Here is a 17,532-nt window from a genome sequence, read left to right on the forward strand (position 1 = left end):
GTATCTTTCCGAAAACCGCTAACATAGCCCGAAACCCTCCCAAGGGGATAACATTGGGCAGACCCGAGAGCAGAGCATGAAGCCATCCACAAAACCCGAAAGCCGGGGCCCCCTGCCCCCCTATTTCAACATCGATCCCGATCTGGCCCTGTCCCATCTGGGTGCCCCCGCCACCACTGCCGCCTTTGGAGAGATGGCCCGTGCCTGCACTGCGGGCCGCGAGGATCTGGCCAGCCGGGGTCTTGAGGCTGATGGCCGCCGGTCGCTGCGGTTGTTTTCCACCTGGGAGATCACCCGCTATCTGATCCCGGTCGCCACCGGACATTTCCGCCGGGTGCTAAAGCAGAACCCCGATCTGCCGCAGGGCGAATCCGAAACCGCAGGTGGGGCCAAGTGGTTCACCCTCGACGAGGTGCTGCGCCTGCGAGCGCATTTCGGCACCGAGGGATCCAAGGCCAAGGAATACCTGCCCTACCGGCCCAAAGGTCAGCCCGCGAAGATGGTCGCCGTGGCCAACTTCAAGGGCGGCGTTGGCAAGACCAGCACGGCGGCGCATCTGGCAATGTCCGCAGCACTCGACGGCTACAAGGTACTGGTGATTGATCTCGACTCTCAGGGTTCGATGACCTCGATCTTTGGTGGCAAGGTCGCGGATGAATGGCAAACGGTATTCCCGCTGCTGGCGCGGCATTACGCGCTGCACCTGCGCAGCGAAAACCAGCGCCGCATGGATCGCGGGGATCCGCCGCAGCCGCTGGATGATACGTTGTCCGAGGCGCTTGAGATCAAGGCGCAGTCCCTTGTTCAAAAAACCCACTGGCCCAACATCGATCTGATCGGCGCGCAGCTAAATCTGTATTGGGCCGAATTCCAGATCCCGGTCTGGCGCATGGCCGGGCGGGGATGGAAGCTCTGGGATGCGCTGACCGACAGCCTCGCTGCTGATGGCATTCTGGACGACTATGATATCGTGTTCCTCGATACGCCCCCCGCGCTGGGATACCTGACGATCAACGGGCTGGCCGCCGCCGACATTCTGCTGGTGCCGCTGGGTGCGTCGTTCCTGGAATTTGACAGCACCGGTCGGTTCTTTGACATGCTGCATTCCACCTTTGGCTCCATCGAAGAGGCCGAAAATATGGCCGCACGCGCCCTGGGGCGCGACGGGCTGTCGTTCCAGTGGGATGCGGTGCGCGCGGTGGTGACGCGCTATGACGGCGCACAGCAGGCGGAACTGGCAGCACTCATGCAAGCCTATCTGGGGCAGACGCTGTCGCCGCACCGGCAGGATTTCACCGCCCTGATCGGTCAGGCCGGGGAACAGGTGCAGGGCATCTACGAGGCGGATTACCGCGATTTCAACCGCGAGACCTATGTGCGCGGCCGCGAGACCTTTGACGCCACCTATGCCGCGTTCAAGCAGTTGCTGATCGGGGCCTGGCGCCGCGACGCGCTGGCCGATCAAGCCGCCCCGTCGGCAGCAGAATGAGGAGAGAGCCATGGCCAAACGCAAACGCCTGACGCCGCCCAATCCGGTCTGGCGGGACGAACCTGCGGGTGCGCTGCCCGGCCCTTTTGCCGCGCCGCGCAATGCTCCCATTGCTGATGTGGCGCGCGATGCGGCGGGATCGGCCGCCTTTGATGAGCTGGCCGAAACGCTGGCCCGCGCTCGCGCCGAGGGGCGGATGCTGCTGCCACTGGCGCTGGATCTGGTGCAGCTCGATTATCTGGTGCGGGACCGGCTGGTGGTCAATGATGAGGACATGGCCGCCCTCAAGGACAGCCTGCGCGCCCGTGGCCAGCAGACCCCGATCGAGGTTGCCGATCTGGGAGAGGGACACCCCGGCGGGCGCTATGGCCTGATCTCGGGCTGGCGGCGCTGTCAGGCGTTGCGGCAGTTGCACGCCGAGACGGGTGAGGCGCGGTTTGCCACCGTGCTGGCACTGCTGCGGCGGCCGGAACAATCCTCGGACGCCTATCAGGCGATGGTCGAGGAAAACGAGATCCGCGTTGGGCTGAGCTATTACGAGCGCGCCCGGATCGTGGTGAAATCCGTCGATCAGGGTGTGTTCGGCTCGGAAAAGCAGGCTTTGCAACAGCTCTTTCAGTCGGCGTCGCGGCCCAAGCGGTCCAAGATTGGCAGCTTTCTGGGAATTGTGCGGGCGCTGGATGGCAGCCTGCGCTACCCCGAGGCGATTGCCGAACGCGCGGGCCTTGCGTTGTCCCATGCGCTTGAGGCGGATCCGGGGCTGGCTGCGCGGTTGCGTCGGGTGCTGGAAAGCGACCCGGCCCCGGATGTTGCCGCAGAACAGGCGGTGCTGAGCGCCGCACTGGCCCCCAGAGGCAAACCCGAGGCTGGTATCGTGGCCCCCGCTTCAGCGCCGGTGGTAGCGACACCTGCGGTCTCTGCGTCACCGGATCCTGCGCCAGACCCTGCCCCGCTGTCACATCCCGACGTTCAGGTTGGGGACGGGCCGGATGGCTCCCTGATGCTGCGCGGTTCCGGGGTCACTCCGGCACTGCGTGCAGCACTGGAACGCTGGCTGGCACGGGGCGACTGGTAGGCCCAGGGCCGCTATCACAGGGGCCATTTCGCCGGGGCGTGGCATTTGCTATGCCCTTTCCACGACCTGCTGCTCTGACCAAGGATCTGCCATGCCTGCTTTTGCTGCCCCCCTAGCCGCCTCGGACGCCGAAGGTGCTGCGCGCGATGTTCTGACGCTTGAGGCGCAGGCCCTGACTGCACTGGCCGAGGCGTTGCCGGGTGATTTCAGCGCCTGTGTCGATCTGATCCTGGGGGCGCCGGGCCGGGTCATCGTCTGCGGCATCGGCAAATCCGGCCATGTCGGGCGCAAGATCAGCGCCACGCTGGCCAGCACCGGCACGCCCAGCTATTTTGTCCATGCCGCCGAGGCGAGCCATGGCGATCTGGGCATGATCGCGACCGGCGATGTCTGCCTGATGCTGTCCAATTCCGGTGAGACGTCGGAATTGGGGGACGTGCTGGCCTATTGCACCCGCTTTGCCATTCCCATCGTTGCGATCAGCAGCCGCGATGGCAGTACGCTGATGCGCGCCGCCACGCTGCAATTGCTGCTGCCGCCAATGCCCGAGGCCTGCCCGATCGGTATGGCACCCACCACGTCCACCACGATGATGCTGGCGCTTGGTGATGCGCTGGCGGTGGCGCTGATGAAGGCGCGCGGGTTCGAGGCGGTGCATTTTCGCGACTTCCACCCCGGTGGCAAGCTGGGCGCGCAAATGACCCGTGTCGCGGATCTGATGCACCCCGGGCCGTCGCTGCCGCTGGTCGATGCCGACATGCCAATGTCCGAGGCGCTGCTGGTGATGTCCTCCAAGGGGTTCGGCATCGCCGCCGTGGTGTCCGAGGATGGCGCATTGCTGGGCATCGTCACCGACGGCGACTTGCGGCGCAACATGGATCATCTGATGAGCCGCAGCGCCGGAGAGATTGCCACAAGGAACCCCGTCACCGTCACCCCCGACACGCTGGCCGCCCGGGCGCTGGCGGTGATGAACGAGCGCAAGATCTCGGTTCTGCTGGTGGTCGATGGGGACAGCCGCCCGGTGGGTGTGCTGCATATCCACGACTGCCTGCGCGCCGGCGTCGCCTGAATTACCCGCCATCTGGAGCCTGCCATGAAATCCGTGATCCTGATCCCCGCCCGCTATGCCTCGACCCGCTATCCGGGCAAGCCGCTGGCGGAACTGACCCTGCCCGACGGCACAAACAAGAGCCTGATCCGCCTGAGTTGGGAGGCGGCACAACAGGTGCGCGGGGTGGATGCCGTCTATGTGGCCACCGATGATGACCGTATCGCGGATGCGGCGCGGGCCTTTGGTGCAGAGGTGATCATGACCTCATCAGACTGCCGCAATGGCACCGAACGCTGCGCCGATGCGCTAGAAAAAGCCGGGATAGAGACTGATCTGGTGGTCAATCTGCAAGGCGATGCGCCGTTGACCCCGCCCTGGTTCCTTGAGGATCTGATTGCCGCCATGGCGCAGGATGACACGGCGCAGGTCGCGACCCCTGTGCTGCGCTGCGACGCCACCACCTATGGCCATTTTATTGAGGATCGCCGCGCGGGTCGCGTGGGCGGCACCACTGCGGTCTTTGGCGCGCAGGGCCACGCGCTCTATTTCTCGAAAGAAGTTATTCCCTATATCAACCCGGGTGCCCTGCCCGATCCGATCCCGGTGTTTCATCATGTCGGGGTCTATGCCTATCGCCCTGCCGCCCTGCGGGACTATATGGGTTGGGCATCCGGCCCGCTTGAGGTGCTTGAGGGGTTGGAGCAGTTGCGGTTTCTGGAAAACGGCGTACCCGTCGCCTGTGTCGAGGTTAAGGGCCGTGGCCGGGTGTTCTGGGAGTTGAACAACCCCGAAGACGTTGTCCGGATCAACGCCGCCCTGAAGGAGCTATGATGGATATCCTGAACACCCGCACCGTGACCGTCGGCGATATTGCCATCGGCGGCGCTGCGCCCTTTGCCCTGATCACCGGGCCCTGCCAATTGGAAAGCCTCGATCACGCGCGGATGATGGCGGAACGGATTGCCGAGGCCTGCGCGCCAACTGGCACCCGCTTTATCTTTAAGGCGAGCTACGACAAGGCGAACCGGTCTTCTCTGGGCAGCATGCGCGGCCTGGGCATGGAGGCCGGTCTGGACATTCTGCGCCGCATCCGGGACGAATTCGGCTGCCCGGTGCTGACGGATGTGCACCTGCCCGACCATTGCGCCCCGGCCGCGCAGGTCTGTGACGTGTTGCAGATCCCGGCGTTCCTGTGCCGTCAGACCGACCTGTTGCTGGCAGCAGGCGAAACCGGGCGCGCCATCAACATCAAGAAGGGGCAGTTCCTGGCCCCTTGGGACATGGCCAATGTCGCTGCCAAGGTGGCGAGCACCGGCAATGAGCGGATCCTGCTCTGTGATCGGGGCACCTCGTTCGGGTATAACACGCTGGTCAGCGATTTCCGCTGTCTGCCCACCATGGCTGCGACGGGGTATCCGGTGGTGTTTGACGCCACCCATTCGGTGCAGCAACCCGGCGGACAGGGCGCGACCTCTGGCGGGCAGCGCGAATTCGCTCCGGTGCTGGCGCGAGCGGCCTGCGCTGTGGGGGTGTCTGCGCTGTTTATCGAAACGCATGAAGACCCGGACAACGCCCCCAGCGACGGGCCGAACATGATCCCTGTGGATCAGATGGGCGCGTTGATTGGCCGTTTGCGGGCGTTTGACGATCTGCGCAAACAAGGCGAATAAATTTGACCAATTGGTCAAATGTTTCGCACGCGAAACACTCAGAACAGGGGCGATGTTATGCGGTTCAGGCCGATGTTTGTGACTCTGACGTCGCTCTGGATGATATTTTCAGGTGGGGCCGGGGCTGAGGCGATGGGCAACTCCCCCCGCCAGCTGACCGCCACCTGTGGGACTGAGGGAGCCAAGACCGCGCTGCCTGACGGGCTCTGTGCGCTGTTTCTTCAGCGGCTGGCGGTCGCCTATCCTGATGCCCGCGTCACCGAAGGGAGCGAGCTGCGCCTTGTGGTGCAAAAGCTGAGCGGCGTGAGCATCACCGCGCGGATCGACACCGTACAGGCCGACGGGGTCACGCAGCAGGGCGCGCACCGTGCGATGATGCGCCGGGGCGCCGCGCCGGATCAGGCGGCCCTGAGCCAATTTCTGGATGCGCTGATCGGTGCTACCCCTCTTCCCTGAAGCGATGATCTGAATCTGGGGCCAGAATGTGCAACCTGACCTCTCTGGCCCGCATGATCGGTCCTGTTCCCCAGCGGGACATACCGCAGCTTTGATGCGGTTTTGAAAAGAATTGCGCGTAAGAAACGCGATTTGGACACGTTCCGGTAAATCTCATACCGCAGCCGTTTGGCATCAATCCCAGTGCGTGGGGGCACGCATGGGGTAACGGGCAGTGCCGACGGGATTGCAGCATTTGGGAACGAGTCTGACGGGCAGCTTTGCGGCCCCGTCCAGCACCGTCACACTAACACGGATCGAGACTGCGGCAGGCCTTCGGCTGGCCGTCACCGATCATACATTTGGCGCGACGCAGACGGTGAATGTCACCGGTGCAGGTGCGGCGCAGATTGTGGGAACGATCTGGCATACGCCCGAATCCCGTATCGCGGTGAATGTCGAAGGCGCGGCGGGCAGTCTGCCCACCGCGGTGATCGGCATGGCGCAGCAGGCCTGGGCCGCCGGGGATGTCAGCGGTCATCTGGCCTATCTGGGCACTGGCGCGTTGCAGGCGCAGGCCGCCAGCGTACTTGCCGCCGGGATCAACGGTCAGTCACTGCTGTTTGTCGCGCCGCAGAACGGCAGCGGGATCACCAGCTTTGTCGTGAACGCGAACGGCACGCTGGGGGCGCGGCAGGTGCGCGCGGACACCGATGCCGCATATCTGGATAAACCCAGTGATCTGACCGTGATCGAGACTAATTCCGGCAGTTTCCTTTATGCCGGATCAGCCAGCGAACACGGGCTGAGCGGTTATCGCATTGGGGCGGGCGGCGCGCTGAGCGAGGTTGTGCATCTGGGCCGTGATCAGAGCCTGCCGGTGCAGACTGTCACAGCGCTGGACAGTGCCGAGATCAACGGTCGCGATTTCCTGATTGTCGCGGCCTCGGGCAGTTCCAGCCTGACGGTGCTTGAGGTGGCCGACAATGGCACCCTGCGTGCCGTCGATCAGGTGATTGACGATCTGAACACCCGCTTTGCCGGGGCCGCACAGCTTGAGGTGGTGACGGTGGAGGGGCATGTCTTTGTGTTGGTGGCGGGCAGTGACGATGGCGTCAGCCTGTTCCGCCTCACCCCTCAGGGCTGGCTTGTCCATGTTCAGAGCCTTGCCGATAGCGATGCGACGGCGCTGGCCGGGGTTTCTGCGCTTGGCGCGCAGGCGGTGACGGGCGGGTTCGAGGTGCTGGTGACCGCAGCGAACGAACCCGGAGCGAGCCTGTTTCGCTATGATTTCGCATCGCCGGGGCTGGTGGCCCATGCGGCATCCGGCGGGCTGACCGGCGGTGACGGCGACGATATGCTGTCCCTGGGTGCTGGCAACGGCACAATCACGGGTGGGGCAGGAGACGACATATTGGCGGATGGCACCGGATCTGACCGGCTGGTCGGCGGAGCGGGGGCGGATACCTTTGTGTTGCGCCCGGACGGGCAGCGCGATGTGATCGCGGATATCGACCCTGCACAGGATGTTCTGGACCTGTCGGGCTGGGCGTTTCTGTATTCTGCGGACCAGATCACAGTGCAGACCACAAGCTGGGGCGCAGTATTGCGCTTTGGCGACGAAGAGTTGGAATTGCGCGGCCATGACGGCCGCGGTCTGGATGCCGGGGCGGTCGCGCAGCTGTTGCCGCCGTTGTTGTCCCACGTCCGGGTGGTGACCGGTCCGCTGCTTGTCGCTGCAGCCGAGGTTGATCCTGATCCGTTTCCCGACACGGTGCCGGGGTCCCCCGCTCTGCCCGTACCCGCCCTGCCCGTCAATGTCGATCCCGATCCCACCCCGGTGCCAGACCCTGAACCGCAGCCGGACACCACGCCCAAGCCACAGGCCGGCGGCACTATGGTCGAAGGCAGTGACAGCGACGATACACTGACTGGTGGGTCCGGGGCGGATATCATGCTGGGGCGCGACGGGCACGACCTGTTGCGCGGCAATGCCGGGAACGACAATATCGCCGCCTCGGGTGGAAACGATGCCGTCTGGGGCGGCGACGGTCATGACAATATCGGCGGTGGCACCGGCAATGACACGATCAAGGGTCAGGACGGCAATGACACGCTGGGCGGCGGGCAGGGCAATGATGAAATCGAAGGGGGCGATGGCAAGGATGTGGCCAGTGGTGGCCCCGGCGACGACCTGATCGAAGGTGGAGCAGGTGACGATGTGCTAGCGGGCAGCTTTGGCAACGACACCGTGCAGGGTGAGGACGGCAACGACAACATCGGCGGCGGCTCCGGGCGCGACCGGCTGACCGGAGGGCCCGGCAATGACACGCTGGGCGGCGGCGAAGGAGACGACACCGTCAAAGGCGGCGAAGGTCACGATTTCCTGGCTGGTGGCGGGCGTCACGACCTGCTGCTGGGCGAGGACGGGCAGGACACCCTGAACGGCGGCACCGGCAATGACACGCTGACCGGCGGCGCGGGGGCGGACGTCTTTGTGTTTAATCAGTTCATCGCTGGTGAAGTCGATGTGATCACCGATTTTGGCACTGGCGCTGACGTTCTGCGCCTGTCGGGGGTGGCGGGCGCGACCAAGGCGGCGCGGTTCGACGCGCTCGATATCACGGATGCAGGCGATGGTGTCGAAATCCGCTATGGCGGGCATCTGATCGTGCTGGACGGGATGTCGGCCGATGACCTGGACCTCAGTGACTTTCTGTTCTGAATGTGACGTCTTTCGCAGCGAACGCCAGCCGGGGTGCTGCGTTGCGGGTGTGGTCAGCGCAGCCTATTCCGGGTAGGACTTGATCCGATATCATCCAAGGCAGGCGTCCCCATAATGTGTGTTCTTTGTACTTCTCTTGATCAGGTGATGCTGCGCGCTGCCACTGACAAACCGCTGCCCGGCCTGGCTGGCTCTGAGGGGTCAGGGTTGGTGGCGCATGCCGTCTCAAAGGCGGATCTGAGCGAGGGGGCCGATGCTGCCGGGGGCACCAATACCGCCTATGTTGTCGCTGTCGGAGAGACGTTCGCGGGATCACTTAACACCGCCAGTGACCGTGATTGGGTCGAAATCAGTCTTGAGGCGGGCGAAGAGTATGTTTTTGTCGCCTTCGGGGTCGATGGCGCCACGCTGGGGCTGGACGATACACTGCTGACCCTGCGCAGCAGTACTGGTGGGCAGCTTGCCACCAATGATGATCTGGCATCGAGCCTGGGAAATTACTTTTCCGCCATCGAATACACCGCGTCGACCAGCGGCACCTACTACCTTGAGGTGCAGTCATTCAGCAGCACCGAGGCGGGCAATTACCACCTTCAGACCAGCACCGATGTCTTTAGCGTGGATCAGGTTGCCACCTATATCACACAGATTGACTGGGGGGCCTCGGCCCCGATCCGGCTGGACGCGACATCCGGGGAACAGGTCAGCTATAATTTCAGCAATCTCACCTCTGCAGGCAAGCAACTGGCCCTTTGGGCCCTGGAAGCCTGGGAGATCGCCACCGGGCTGGAATTTATTGCCACCACCAGTCTGACGCCTGACATCTATTTTGATGACAATCAGAGCGGCGCCTTTGCCGGACCGAACAACAACGATACTGACACCGGAATAAGCACGCCCGATTTTGCCAACAGATTGCCCGCCGCGTCGGTCAATGTCAGCACGGCGTGGCTGAGCCAGAACGGCACCACAATCGACAGCTATTCCTATCAGACCTATCTGCACGAAATAGGTCATGCGCTGGGTCTGGGACATGCCGGACCCTATGATGGTGTGGCGGTTTACGGCGACGACAACCTGTATCGCAACGACAGCACATTGCTGTCGGTGATGAGCTATTTCAGCCCCGAGGACAATCCGACCGTGGCAGGCGGCGATCTGGCGATACTAACACCGATGCTGGCCGATCTGGTGGCGGTGAAGGATCTGTATGGCGTGACCCAAGCCTATCAGGGGAACACCGTCTGGGGCGCAAATTCGAACGTCGGCGGCTGGATGGGCACGCTTATGGGTATCCTGTTTGACGGCGACAGCGCCGGATCGGGGTTTTATGCCGGGGCGGATGTGGCGCTGACGCTGTTTGACACTGACGGCATCGATACGCTGGATCTGAGCCCGGTGAACGTGGCGCAGCGTATCGACCTGCGGGCGCAATCCGTCTCGAACGTGGGCGGCGTCGTGGGTGGTCTGTCGGTGGCCCGCGGCACGGTGATCGAGGATGTGATCGGCGGCTCGGGGGCGGACAACATCATCGGCAACAGCGCCGACAACCGGATCACTGGCGGTACGGGCAATGACACGATCAACGGCGGTACAGGGACTGATACCGCAGTGATGAACGTGGCGTGGGCCAGTGCGACCGCAACGCAGCAAGGCACGTCGATCGAGGTGGTGTCGGGGCAGGGCACAGACAGCTACAGCAATATCGAGTTTTTTGAGTTCACCGACGGCACCGTCAGCGCAACTGCGCTTTTGGGCCTGGCCGGCGTGCCCACGGCGGGGGACGACGACCTGACCGGAACCGATGGCGGGGATATAATTGACGGGCTTGCCGGTGATGACACGCTGCGCGGCGGTGGCGGTAGCGACCATCTGACCGGTGGTGCTGGCAATGATCTTGTCGACGGGGGCGAAGGGGATGACATCTTTGTCGAAGGAGCGGGCGATGATACCAGTCAGGGCGGTGCAGGCTCGGATACCGTGACGCTGGGGGTGACCCGGGCCAGTGTGACCGCCACGGCGCTGGCGGGCGGCGGCGTGCGCATCGTGTCGGCCCTGGGCACCGACGATTATACCGGAGTCGAGGTTTTTGTCTTTGCCGACAGCAGGGTCAGCGCCGAGGCGTTGCTGAACCCCGAGGGCGGTGGTGGCATCCTGCAACAAGGGACGTCCGGGGCGGATACGCTGACCGGGACCAACGGACCCGATACGCTGGCGGGGCAGGGCGGCGATGACGTGATCAACGGCCTTGGCGGTGACGATAATCTGGCCGGATCGGACGGAAACGACACTGTATCCGGCGGATCGGGGCGTGACGCCATCGGCGGCGGAACCGGCAGCGATGTGATCGACGGCGGCGATGACAACGACACCATCGGCGCCGGGCAGGGTGACGATCAGGCCACGGGCGGCGCTGGCCATGATATTGTCAACGGCGGTGCGGGTGACGATCTGATCCGGGGCGGTGACGGGGATGATACCATCGGCGCCGGTTTTAACAACGATACGGTTTTTGGTGAAAATGGGGACGATTCCCTCGGCGGTGGCACCGGCCGGGATTATCTGGACGGCGGCGCGGGCGACGATGCGATTGGCGCTGGTGAGGGGGACGATACCGTGCTGGGCGGCAGCGGTGACGATTTCCTGGCAGGCGGTGGGCGCGACGACGTGATTGAGGGCGGCACCGGTGCTGACCGGATCAATGGTGGCGCCGGGAATGACACGTTGTCGGGGGATGCGGGCGCCGATCTGTTTATCTTTAACGCGCTGGTGGTCGGGGAACGCGACGTGGTCACCGATTTTCAGAACGGCATTGACACGATCCGGCTGAGCGGTGTGCAGAACGCGCCGGGCTCGGGGCTCGGCGGGTATGTCGATGCGCTGGAAATCACTGGGACCGACAATGGCGTGCAGCTGGCCTATGGCGGTCATGTCATCGTGCTTGAGGGGGTGACGGCGGCGCAGCTGGACAGTTCGGATTTTATCTTTGTCTGAGGGCGGGCCCTCACGCCGCGGGATTTCGCGGCGAAACAGGCACTGACAGAATGGCTGGGCGGCGTTGGCATGTTGTGCGGGATGCACTGGGTTGGCGGTACGCACGTGAGCCACGCGCTGTGGCCGGGGGGAATCGCTCTGCCGCTTTCGTTCCGGCCCGGCGCTTTGGCGTTTGACAGCCGGGCCCTACTCTCCCTACGATTTCCGCAACAAAAAAACACACTCTTGTGTCACAGCAGGGGTGAGGGAAGTGTCCCGGCAAGATTTCTGCCGGACGGTTGAGAAAAGAGAGCAGCATGTCGATGATTCAAAAGGGGATGATCCCCGATGCCGAAACCCAGCCCGATGCCAAACCCGCAGACCCGGCCGCGCTGGTGCGGCAGCAGCAGGTGGTCAACGGCACGGATGGCAATGATACGCTGAACGGGTCATCGGATGTCGACCTGATGTTTGGCAATGGCGGCAACGATCTGCTGCTGGGGCTTAGCGCGAATGATATTCTGCTGGGCGGCGCGGGCAATGACACGCTGGATGGTGGTGACGGCAATGATGGGCTGTTCGGCGGCGACGGGTCGGACACCCTGCTGATCAGCGCCGGCAGCGATACTCTGGCCGGATACCTGCTGGAGGATGCGGCGTCCGACAGTTCAATCGACACGCTGGATGCCAGCGCCGTGTCGCTGGATATCCTGGATACCAGCGGAATCACGGTGACTTATACCGGGGTGGGTGAGGGCAGTGTCGACTATGATGGCACCAGCCGGTTCTTCGGGATCGAGGCGGTGGTGGGCACGTTGCTGGGCGATGTGATGACCGGCGCTGCCGGCAACGAGATTTTTTCGGGTGGTCTGGGCAACGATACGCTGTCGGGCGGCGCGGGCAATGACCTGTTGCAGGGCGAGGGTGAAAACGACACCCTACTGCTTGGTTCAGGGGCCGACACTCTGGTCGGTGGCACCGGGTCGGATACGCTGAGCGGGGCATCGCTGGGCAGCGGCATGTCGCTGGTCTTTGACGGGGTCGGATCTGGACGTGTCACCGTGGAGTCAGACGTGTCGGAATTTTCCGGGATCGAGGCGGTGCAGGGGTCGGATCTGGCGGATACGCTCACTGGCGGCAGCGGCTCGGACAACCTGTCCGGCGGGCTGGGCAACGATGTGATCATCGGCGGGGCGGGCAGCGACACCACAACAGTGTCGGCCAGCCTGCTCGACACGACGATTTACAGCACCGATAGCGGGTTCCGCATTGTTTCGGATGATGGCGACGACAGCTTTGCCGGGATCGAGACGTATATCTTTTCCGATGTGACCCTAAGTAGCACCGAACTGGCGCAACTTGCCTCTCCCGAGCCCGAGGATACCATCACCGATGGCGGCACCGACACCGTCGACGGCGGTGACCCGGGTGAGACGCTGACCGGCGTCCGCTCGCCGGTTGGTGATGCCATTTCCAGCCGCAGCGATCCGGCGATTGGGGAGGTGCTGTTCGCCGGTGGAGGCGTCACGCTCAGCAGCATTGATTATGTCGGTGCCCCCGAGGCGATCGGCCTGCTGCCGGATGGCCATGTGATCACCGATGGCACGATCTCGGTCGGGATCGAAAACGGCGTATTCCTGTCCTCTGGCGGTGGCCCCGGTTCGGAAAACACCTCGGGCAGCTTTACCGTGAACCATGGCACGGCTGGCAACGCTCTGCTGGACGCGGCTGTGGCAGGGGCCTTTGACGATGCGGGCGGCACCAACGACGCCGCTGTGCTGACGTTTACCTTTGACTCCAGCGAACTGGACGGGTTGACCACGCTCAGCTTCAACGTGTTCTTTGGTTCGGACGAATTTCCGGAATTTGCCGACAGCTCTTTTGTGGATATCGCGGCGGTCTATGTGAACGGCGTGAACTATGCGCTGTTCAACAACGACCCCGGCCAGCCGCTGGCCATCGTCGGCGAAAGCATCAACACCGCCGGCAACTTCTTTTCCAATGGCGGTGACACATTCGACACCGAATATGACGGATTTTCGACCCTGCTGACGGTGTTGGCGCCGGTGCAGGATGGCACCAACACCGTGGTGATCGGCATCGCGGACACCGGGGACAGCGCCTACGATTCCGGTATCTTTGTCGGCAACCTCGCCGGGTCCGAGATCCAGGCCACCGGCAGTTTCGTCAATGTCTTTGGCACGGACGAGGATGATATCCTGTACCTCAACATTGCGCCGCAAATCGTCGATCTGGCGGGCGGGCGTGACACGATCACCGGCGATCTCGACGAGGTCGACAATGACGTGATCTATGGCTGGGGCGACAACGATCTGCTGATCTATCGCGAAAGCTTTGATGTTTCGGCGTTCAGCGTTGTGGCCAATGCGACCACTGCGGTGCTGACGGTTGACACCAACGGGGACGGTGTGGCCGAGGCGGTGACAACGCTGTACGGCAATTTCAGCGTGGCCGAATTTGTCGTCACGCAGGTCGGCAACACGGTTGAGGTGGTGACTGTCGGCACCCTGCCGGATCCGCCGGTTGTATTGACCGGTGGTGCGGATGACGAGACCCTGCGCGGTGGCTCTGGCGGTGACCTGATCCAGGGCGGCGGCGGTGATGACGTGATCGACGGCGGTGAGGGTGACGACCGGCTGGGCGGTGGCGCAGGCAATGACGATATCGAGGGTGACTTTGGCGAGGATCAGCTTGGCGGTGGTCCGGGCAACGATCTGGTCGACGGTGGCGATGGCAATGATGCCCTTGGTGGCGGCACCGGTGATGACCTGATCTATGGCGGTGCGGGGACTGATACGATCGGCGGTGGCGATGGTGACGACTCTGTGCTGGCGGGATCGGGCAACGATATCGTCAACGGTGGTGCGGGCAATGATCTGCTGGACGGCATGTCCGGTGACGACACTGTCGGCGGCAGTTTTGGCCATGACGAGGTGTATGGCGGTTCGGGCGACGATTCTCTTGGGGGTGGTGCCGGGCGTGACACGATCCATGCCGGCGAGGGCAACGATATTGTTGGCGGCGGTGAAGGCGACGATGTGATTTACGGTGTTGCAGGGTCGAATTTCCTGGCAGGCGGCGGGCGGAATGACCTGATTGTCGGCGGCCACGACGCGGACACAATCAACGGCGGCACCGGGAACGACACGCTTGCAGGCGGTGCCGGAGAGGATCTCTTTATCTTTAACGGGCTGCGGGTGGGCGAGGTTGACACGATCGACGATTTCACCATCGGCGAGGACCTGATCCGCCTGGTCGGTGTGCAGAGCTTTTCCGCCCTGAGTTTCGAGAATACCGAGATTTACGAGGGCGCCGGTGTCACCATGACTATTGCGGGCCACACCATCATGATCGCAGGCGTGACCATGGCGCAGCTTGACGCGGACGACTTCCTGTTTGGCTGAGTACTGGGGGTAATTCCCCGGGGCCGTCTGGGGGGCTCCGTCGGCCTTTCTCAGGGGGCTGTTGCGAGCTGAAACAGAGGTTGCTGCCCTGATTGCTTAGGGCGGCTTATGACCCTTGTATCGGTCACGCCCTTTTTCGAACCTCCGTCCCTTTTGACCCCCGCCACTTTTCGAACCAATGCAGGCCGAGGATTGCCATGACCACCTACACGCTTGATGCTTATTTCTATCGCCCTGTGACGGGGGTGCAGGATTTCGCCTTTTCTGAGCTGGCGATTGTGATGGCGCCTGCGGTCAACAGCGTGACCTATAGCTACGCCGACCCGCAGGGGACGGGGATGGCGACGCCGGTGACGCTGGCGGGCGCGGGGTTGTATACCCTGTTGCTGGGCGGGGCGGTGATCCCTGAGAGCACACGCAGCGACAGTGTGGTCACACTCAACTGGGGGGCGGGGCAGACCAGCGTCGCCTATCAGATTGATCTGGGGCCGGATCTGGGCCGTTATCTGGTGCCGCTGGGGGGGGATCCGATCGGCGTGGCTGACGCGGCGGGCTTTGCCACCTTTCTGGCCAGCATCACCGCGGTGCGTGACGTGACCTCGGGCGGTTTTGCCGCCGGAGCCGAAATCGCTCTGGGTGGCCTGCCGGGGGTGCGACTGACGCAGAACGATATCATCGTTGGCAGCACCGGCAACGACACGCTGTCAGGGGCGGCGGGCGCGGACCTGATCACAGCCCTCGATGGTGACGATCTGTTGAATCCGGGCAGTTGGGCCCACAGCGGGATGGGCTCCGACAGCCTGCTGGCGGGGCCGGGGAATGACACCATTGCGCTGCCTGGAACCGGTAGCCTGGACATCGCCTTGCTGCATTACGATCTGGATGCCGGGATCAGCGTCAACATCGGCGGGCCGGGGACCAACGGCATCATCGACAAGGGTGTCAACGGCATCACCACCGTGGCGGATATCCGGCCGATGAACCTGCTGATTGGCGGCACCTTCAGCGATGATGTGATCACTGCGACAAATAGCTTTGCGGGCAGCATCACCGTGGTCGGGCTTGAGGGCAACGACACCTTTCACCTGCCGACAACCGGCAGCGCCAGCGTCGGGCTGGATTACAGCGACCCACGCAGCACCAGCGGCATTGTCGCTGATCTGGGCAGCGGTATCATCGCCAATGACGGCTTTGGCTTTTCTGACATTCTGACTGGCCGTGTCACGCATCTGATCGCCACCATGCAGGCCGACGACATCACTGGCCATGGCCCGGCCGAGCAGTTTTACACGCTGATGGCAGGCGATGACACGCTGGACGGCGGGGCGGGGCGCGATTGGGTGCACTACGATGATCCCGCAGCAGGCGCGGTGACTGTCGATCTGGGGCTGGGCACCGCCACAGGCACCTGGGCTGGTCAGGCCTTTGTTCACACCCTGATCAATGTCGAAGGTATCTATGGCTCGGCGCGGGGGGACAGCCTGACCGGTGGCGCCGGGGGCGACACTCTTTATGGCGAAGGCGGCGATGACACCCTGACCGGTGGTCTGGGGGATGACAGCCTGATCGGCGGCGGTGGAACTGATACCGCGATCCTTGGTGTGATGCTGGCGGATGTGGTGATCACGATCCGGGGGGCATCGGTGCAGATCGTCTCGGCTATGGGCAGCGACGTTTATTCCGATGATATCGAGCGGTTCCAGTTCACCGATGCGCTGCTGGCCTATGGCGATCTGCCGATCGGTGGCCCGGGGCGGCCCGGTGTGCTGCGGATCGGCACTGACCGGGCGGACTGGCTGGAGGGCACCAGCAGCGATGACACTCTCGCCGGGGGCGCAGGTGATGACAGGCTGGAGGGGCACGAGGGGCACGACAACCTCTCGGGTTCGGATGGCAACGACAGGATCGACGGCGGCGGCGGTGACGACCAGATCGGTGGTGGCACCGGGAGCGACACACTGGACGGCGGGGCGGGCAATGACACCATCGGTGCCGGTCAGGGCGATGACAGTGCAGCCGGTGGCGAAGGCGATGACATCGTCAACGGCGGCGCTGGCAACGACACGTTGGATGGCGGGGCGGGCAACGACACCATGGGCGCCAGCTTTGGCAACGATTTTGTCCGGGGCGGTGCGGGGGGTGACAGTCTGGGTGGCGGCGCGGGGCGCGACACGCTGGACGGTGGCACCGGGAACGACAGCATCGGCGGTGGCGAAGGCGATGACCGCATCACCGGCGGCGATGGTCGTGATTTCCTGGCCGGTGGCGGGCGCAACGACGATATCAACGGCGGCACTGGTCGCGACACGCTGAACGGTGGGGCTGGGGATGACACGCTGACGGGCGGTGGCGGCGCGGATGTGTTTGTGTTCAACGCCTTTGTGGCCGGAGAATATGATTTGATCACCGATTTCACCGCCGGATTAGACAGTTTCCGCATGACCGGGGTGCAGAACGCCCCCGGAACCGGGCTTCAGGGCCGGGTCGATGCGCTGATGATTACTGATGCACTGATCGACGGCCAGGCCGGGGTGACACTGACCTGGGAGGGGCATGTGATCGGGGTTGTGGGCGTGGCTGCGGCTGATCTCGGGACCGGTGATTTTGTCTTTGTCTGACGCCCCGGTTGCCGCGTCACACCCCGAACCTTAGACACCGGGCCTGCTCAGCGGCGGGTTCAGAGGTG

Annotated in this window: 10 protein-coding genes; all 10 read left to right on the plus strand. The window is 63.7% G+C overall.

The window, feature by feature from the left end:
• Positions 1 to 76 precede the first annotated feature (76 nt).
• Positions 77 to 1,489, plus strand: coding sequence for an AAA family ATPase (locus IMCC21224_RS25220; RefSeq protein ID WP_047998306.1), 1,413 nt, complete (start codon positions 77 to 79; stop codon positions 1,487 to 1,489).
• Positions 1,490 to 1,499: 10 nt separating this feature from the next.
• Entirely contained in the window at positions 1,500 to 2,564 is a 1,065-nt protein-coding gene (locus IMCC21224_RS25225; protein WP_047998307.1) for a ParB N-terminal domain-containing protein, read from the plus strand.
• Between the two features lie 91 nt (positions 2,565 to 2,655).
• Positions 2,656 to 3,636 carry an SIS domain-containing protein gene (locus IMCC21224_RS25230; protein WP_047998308.1) on the plus strand — a complete coding sequence of 327 codons (981 nt, stop codon included), beginning with the start codon at positions 2,656 to 2,658 and terminating at the stop codon, positions 3,634 to 3,636.
• A gap of 24 nt (positions 3,637 to 3,660) precedes the next feature.
• Complete coding sequence (locus IMCC21224_RS25235; protein ID WP_047998309.1) at positions 3,661 to 4,449, plus strand: 3-deoxy-manno-octulosonate cytidylyltransferase; 789 nt, start codon at positions 3,661 to 3,663, stop codon at positions 4,447 to 4,449.
• On the plus strand, positions 4,449 to 5,288 hold the full coding sequence (gene kdsA, locus IMCC21224_RS25240) for a 3-deoxy-8-phosphooctulonate synthase (protein WP_047998310.1): 840 nt from the start codon (positions 4,449 to 4,451) through the stop codon (positions 5,286 to 5,288). The genes IMCC21224_RS25235 and kdsA overlap by 1 nt, the downstream gene beginning before the upstream one ends.
• Positions 5,289 to 5,345: 57 nt before the next feature.
• Positions 5,346 to 5,744, plus strand: coding sequence for a hypothetical protein (locus IMCC21224_RS25245; protein WP_047998311.1), 399 nt, complete (start codon positions 5,346 to 5,348; stop codon positions 5,742 to 5,744).
• Positions 5,745 to 5,979: 235 nt separating this feature from the next.
• Positions 5,980 to 8,448 carry a calcium-binding protein gene (locus IMCC21224_RS28105; RefSeq protein WP_156178433.1) on the plus strand — a complete coding sequence of 823 codons (2,469 nt, stop codon included), beginning with the start codon at positions 5,980 to 5,982 and terminating at the stop codon, positions 8,446 to 8,448.
• A gap of 114 nt (positions 8,449 to 8,562) precedes the next feature.
• Positions 8,563 to 11,442: a M10 family metallopeptidase gene (locus IMCC21224_RS26830; RefSeq protein WP_053079214.1), complete on the plus strand. Its 2,880-nt coding sequence runs from the start codon at positions 8,563 to 8,565 to the stop codon at positions 11,440 to 11,442.
• Between the two features lie 296 nt (positions 11,443 to 11,738).
• On the plus strand, positions 11,739 to 14,846 hold the full coding sequence (locus tag IMCC21224_RS25260) for a choice-of-anchor L domain-containing protein (RefSeq protein ID WP_053079215.1): 3,108 nt from the start codon (positions 11,739 to 11,741) through the stop codon (positions 14,844 to 14,846).
• 197 nt (positions 14,847 to 15,043) lie between these two features.
• A complete protein-coding gene (locus IMCC21224_RS28895; protein ID WP_053079216.1) occupies positions 15,044 to 17,464 on the plus strand; it encodes a calcium-binding protein in 2,421 nt (806 codons plus the stop codon).
• Positions 17,465 to 17,532: the final 68 nt, after the last annotated feature.

The sequence above is a fragment of the Puniceibacterium sp. IMCC21224 genome, from assembly GCF_001038505.1.
Lineage (GTDB): Bacteria > Pseudomonadota > Alphaproteobacteria > Rhodobacterales > Rhodobacteraceae > Puniceibacterium.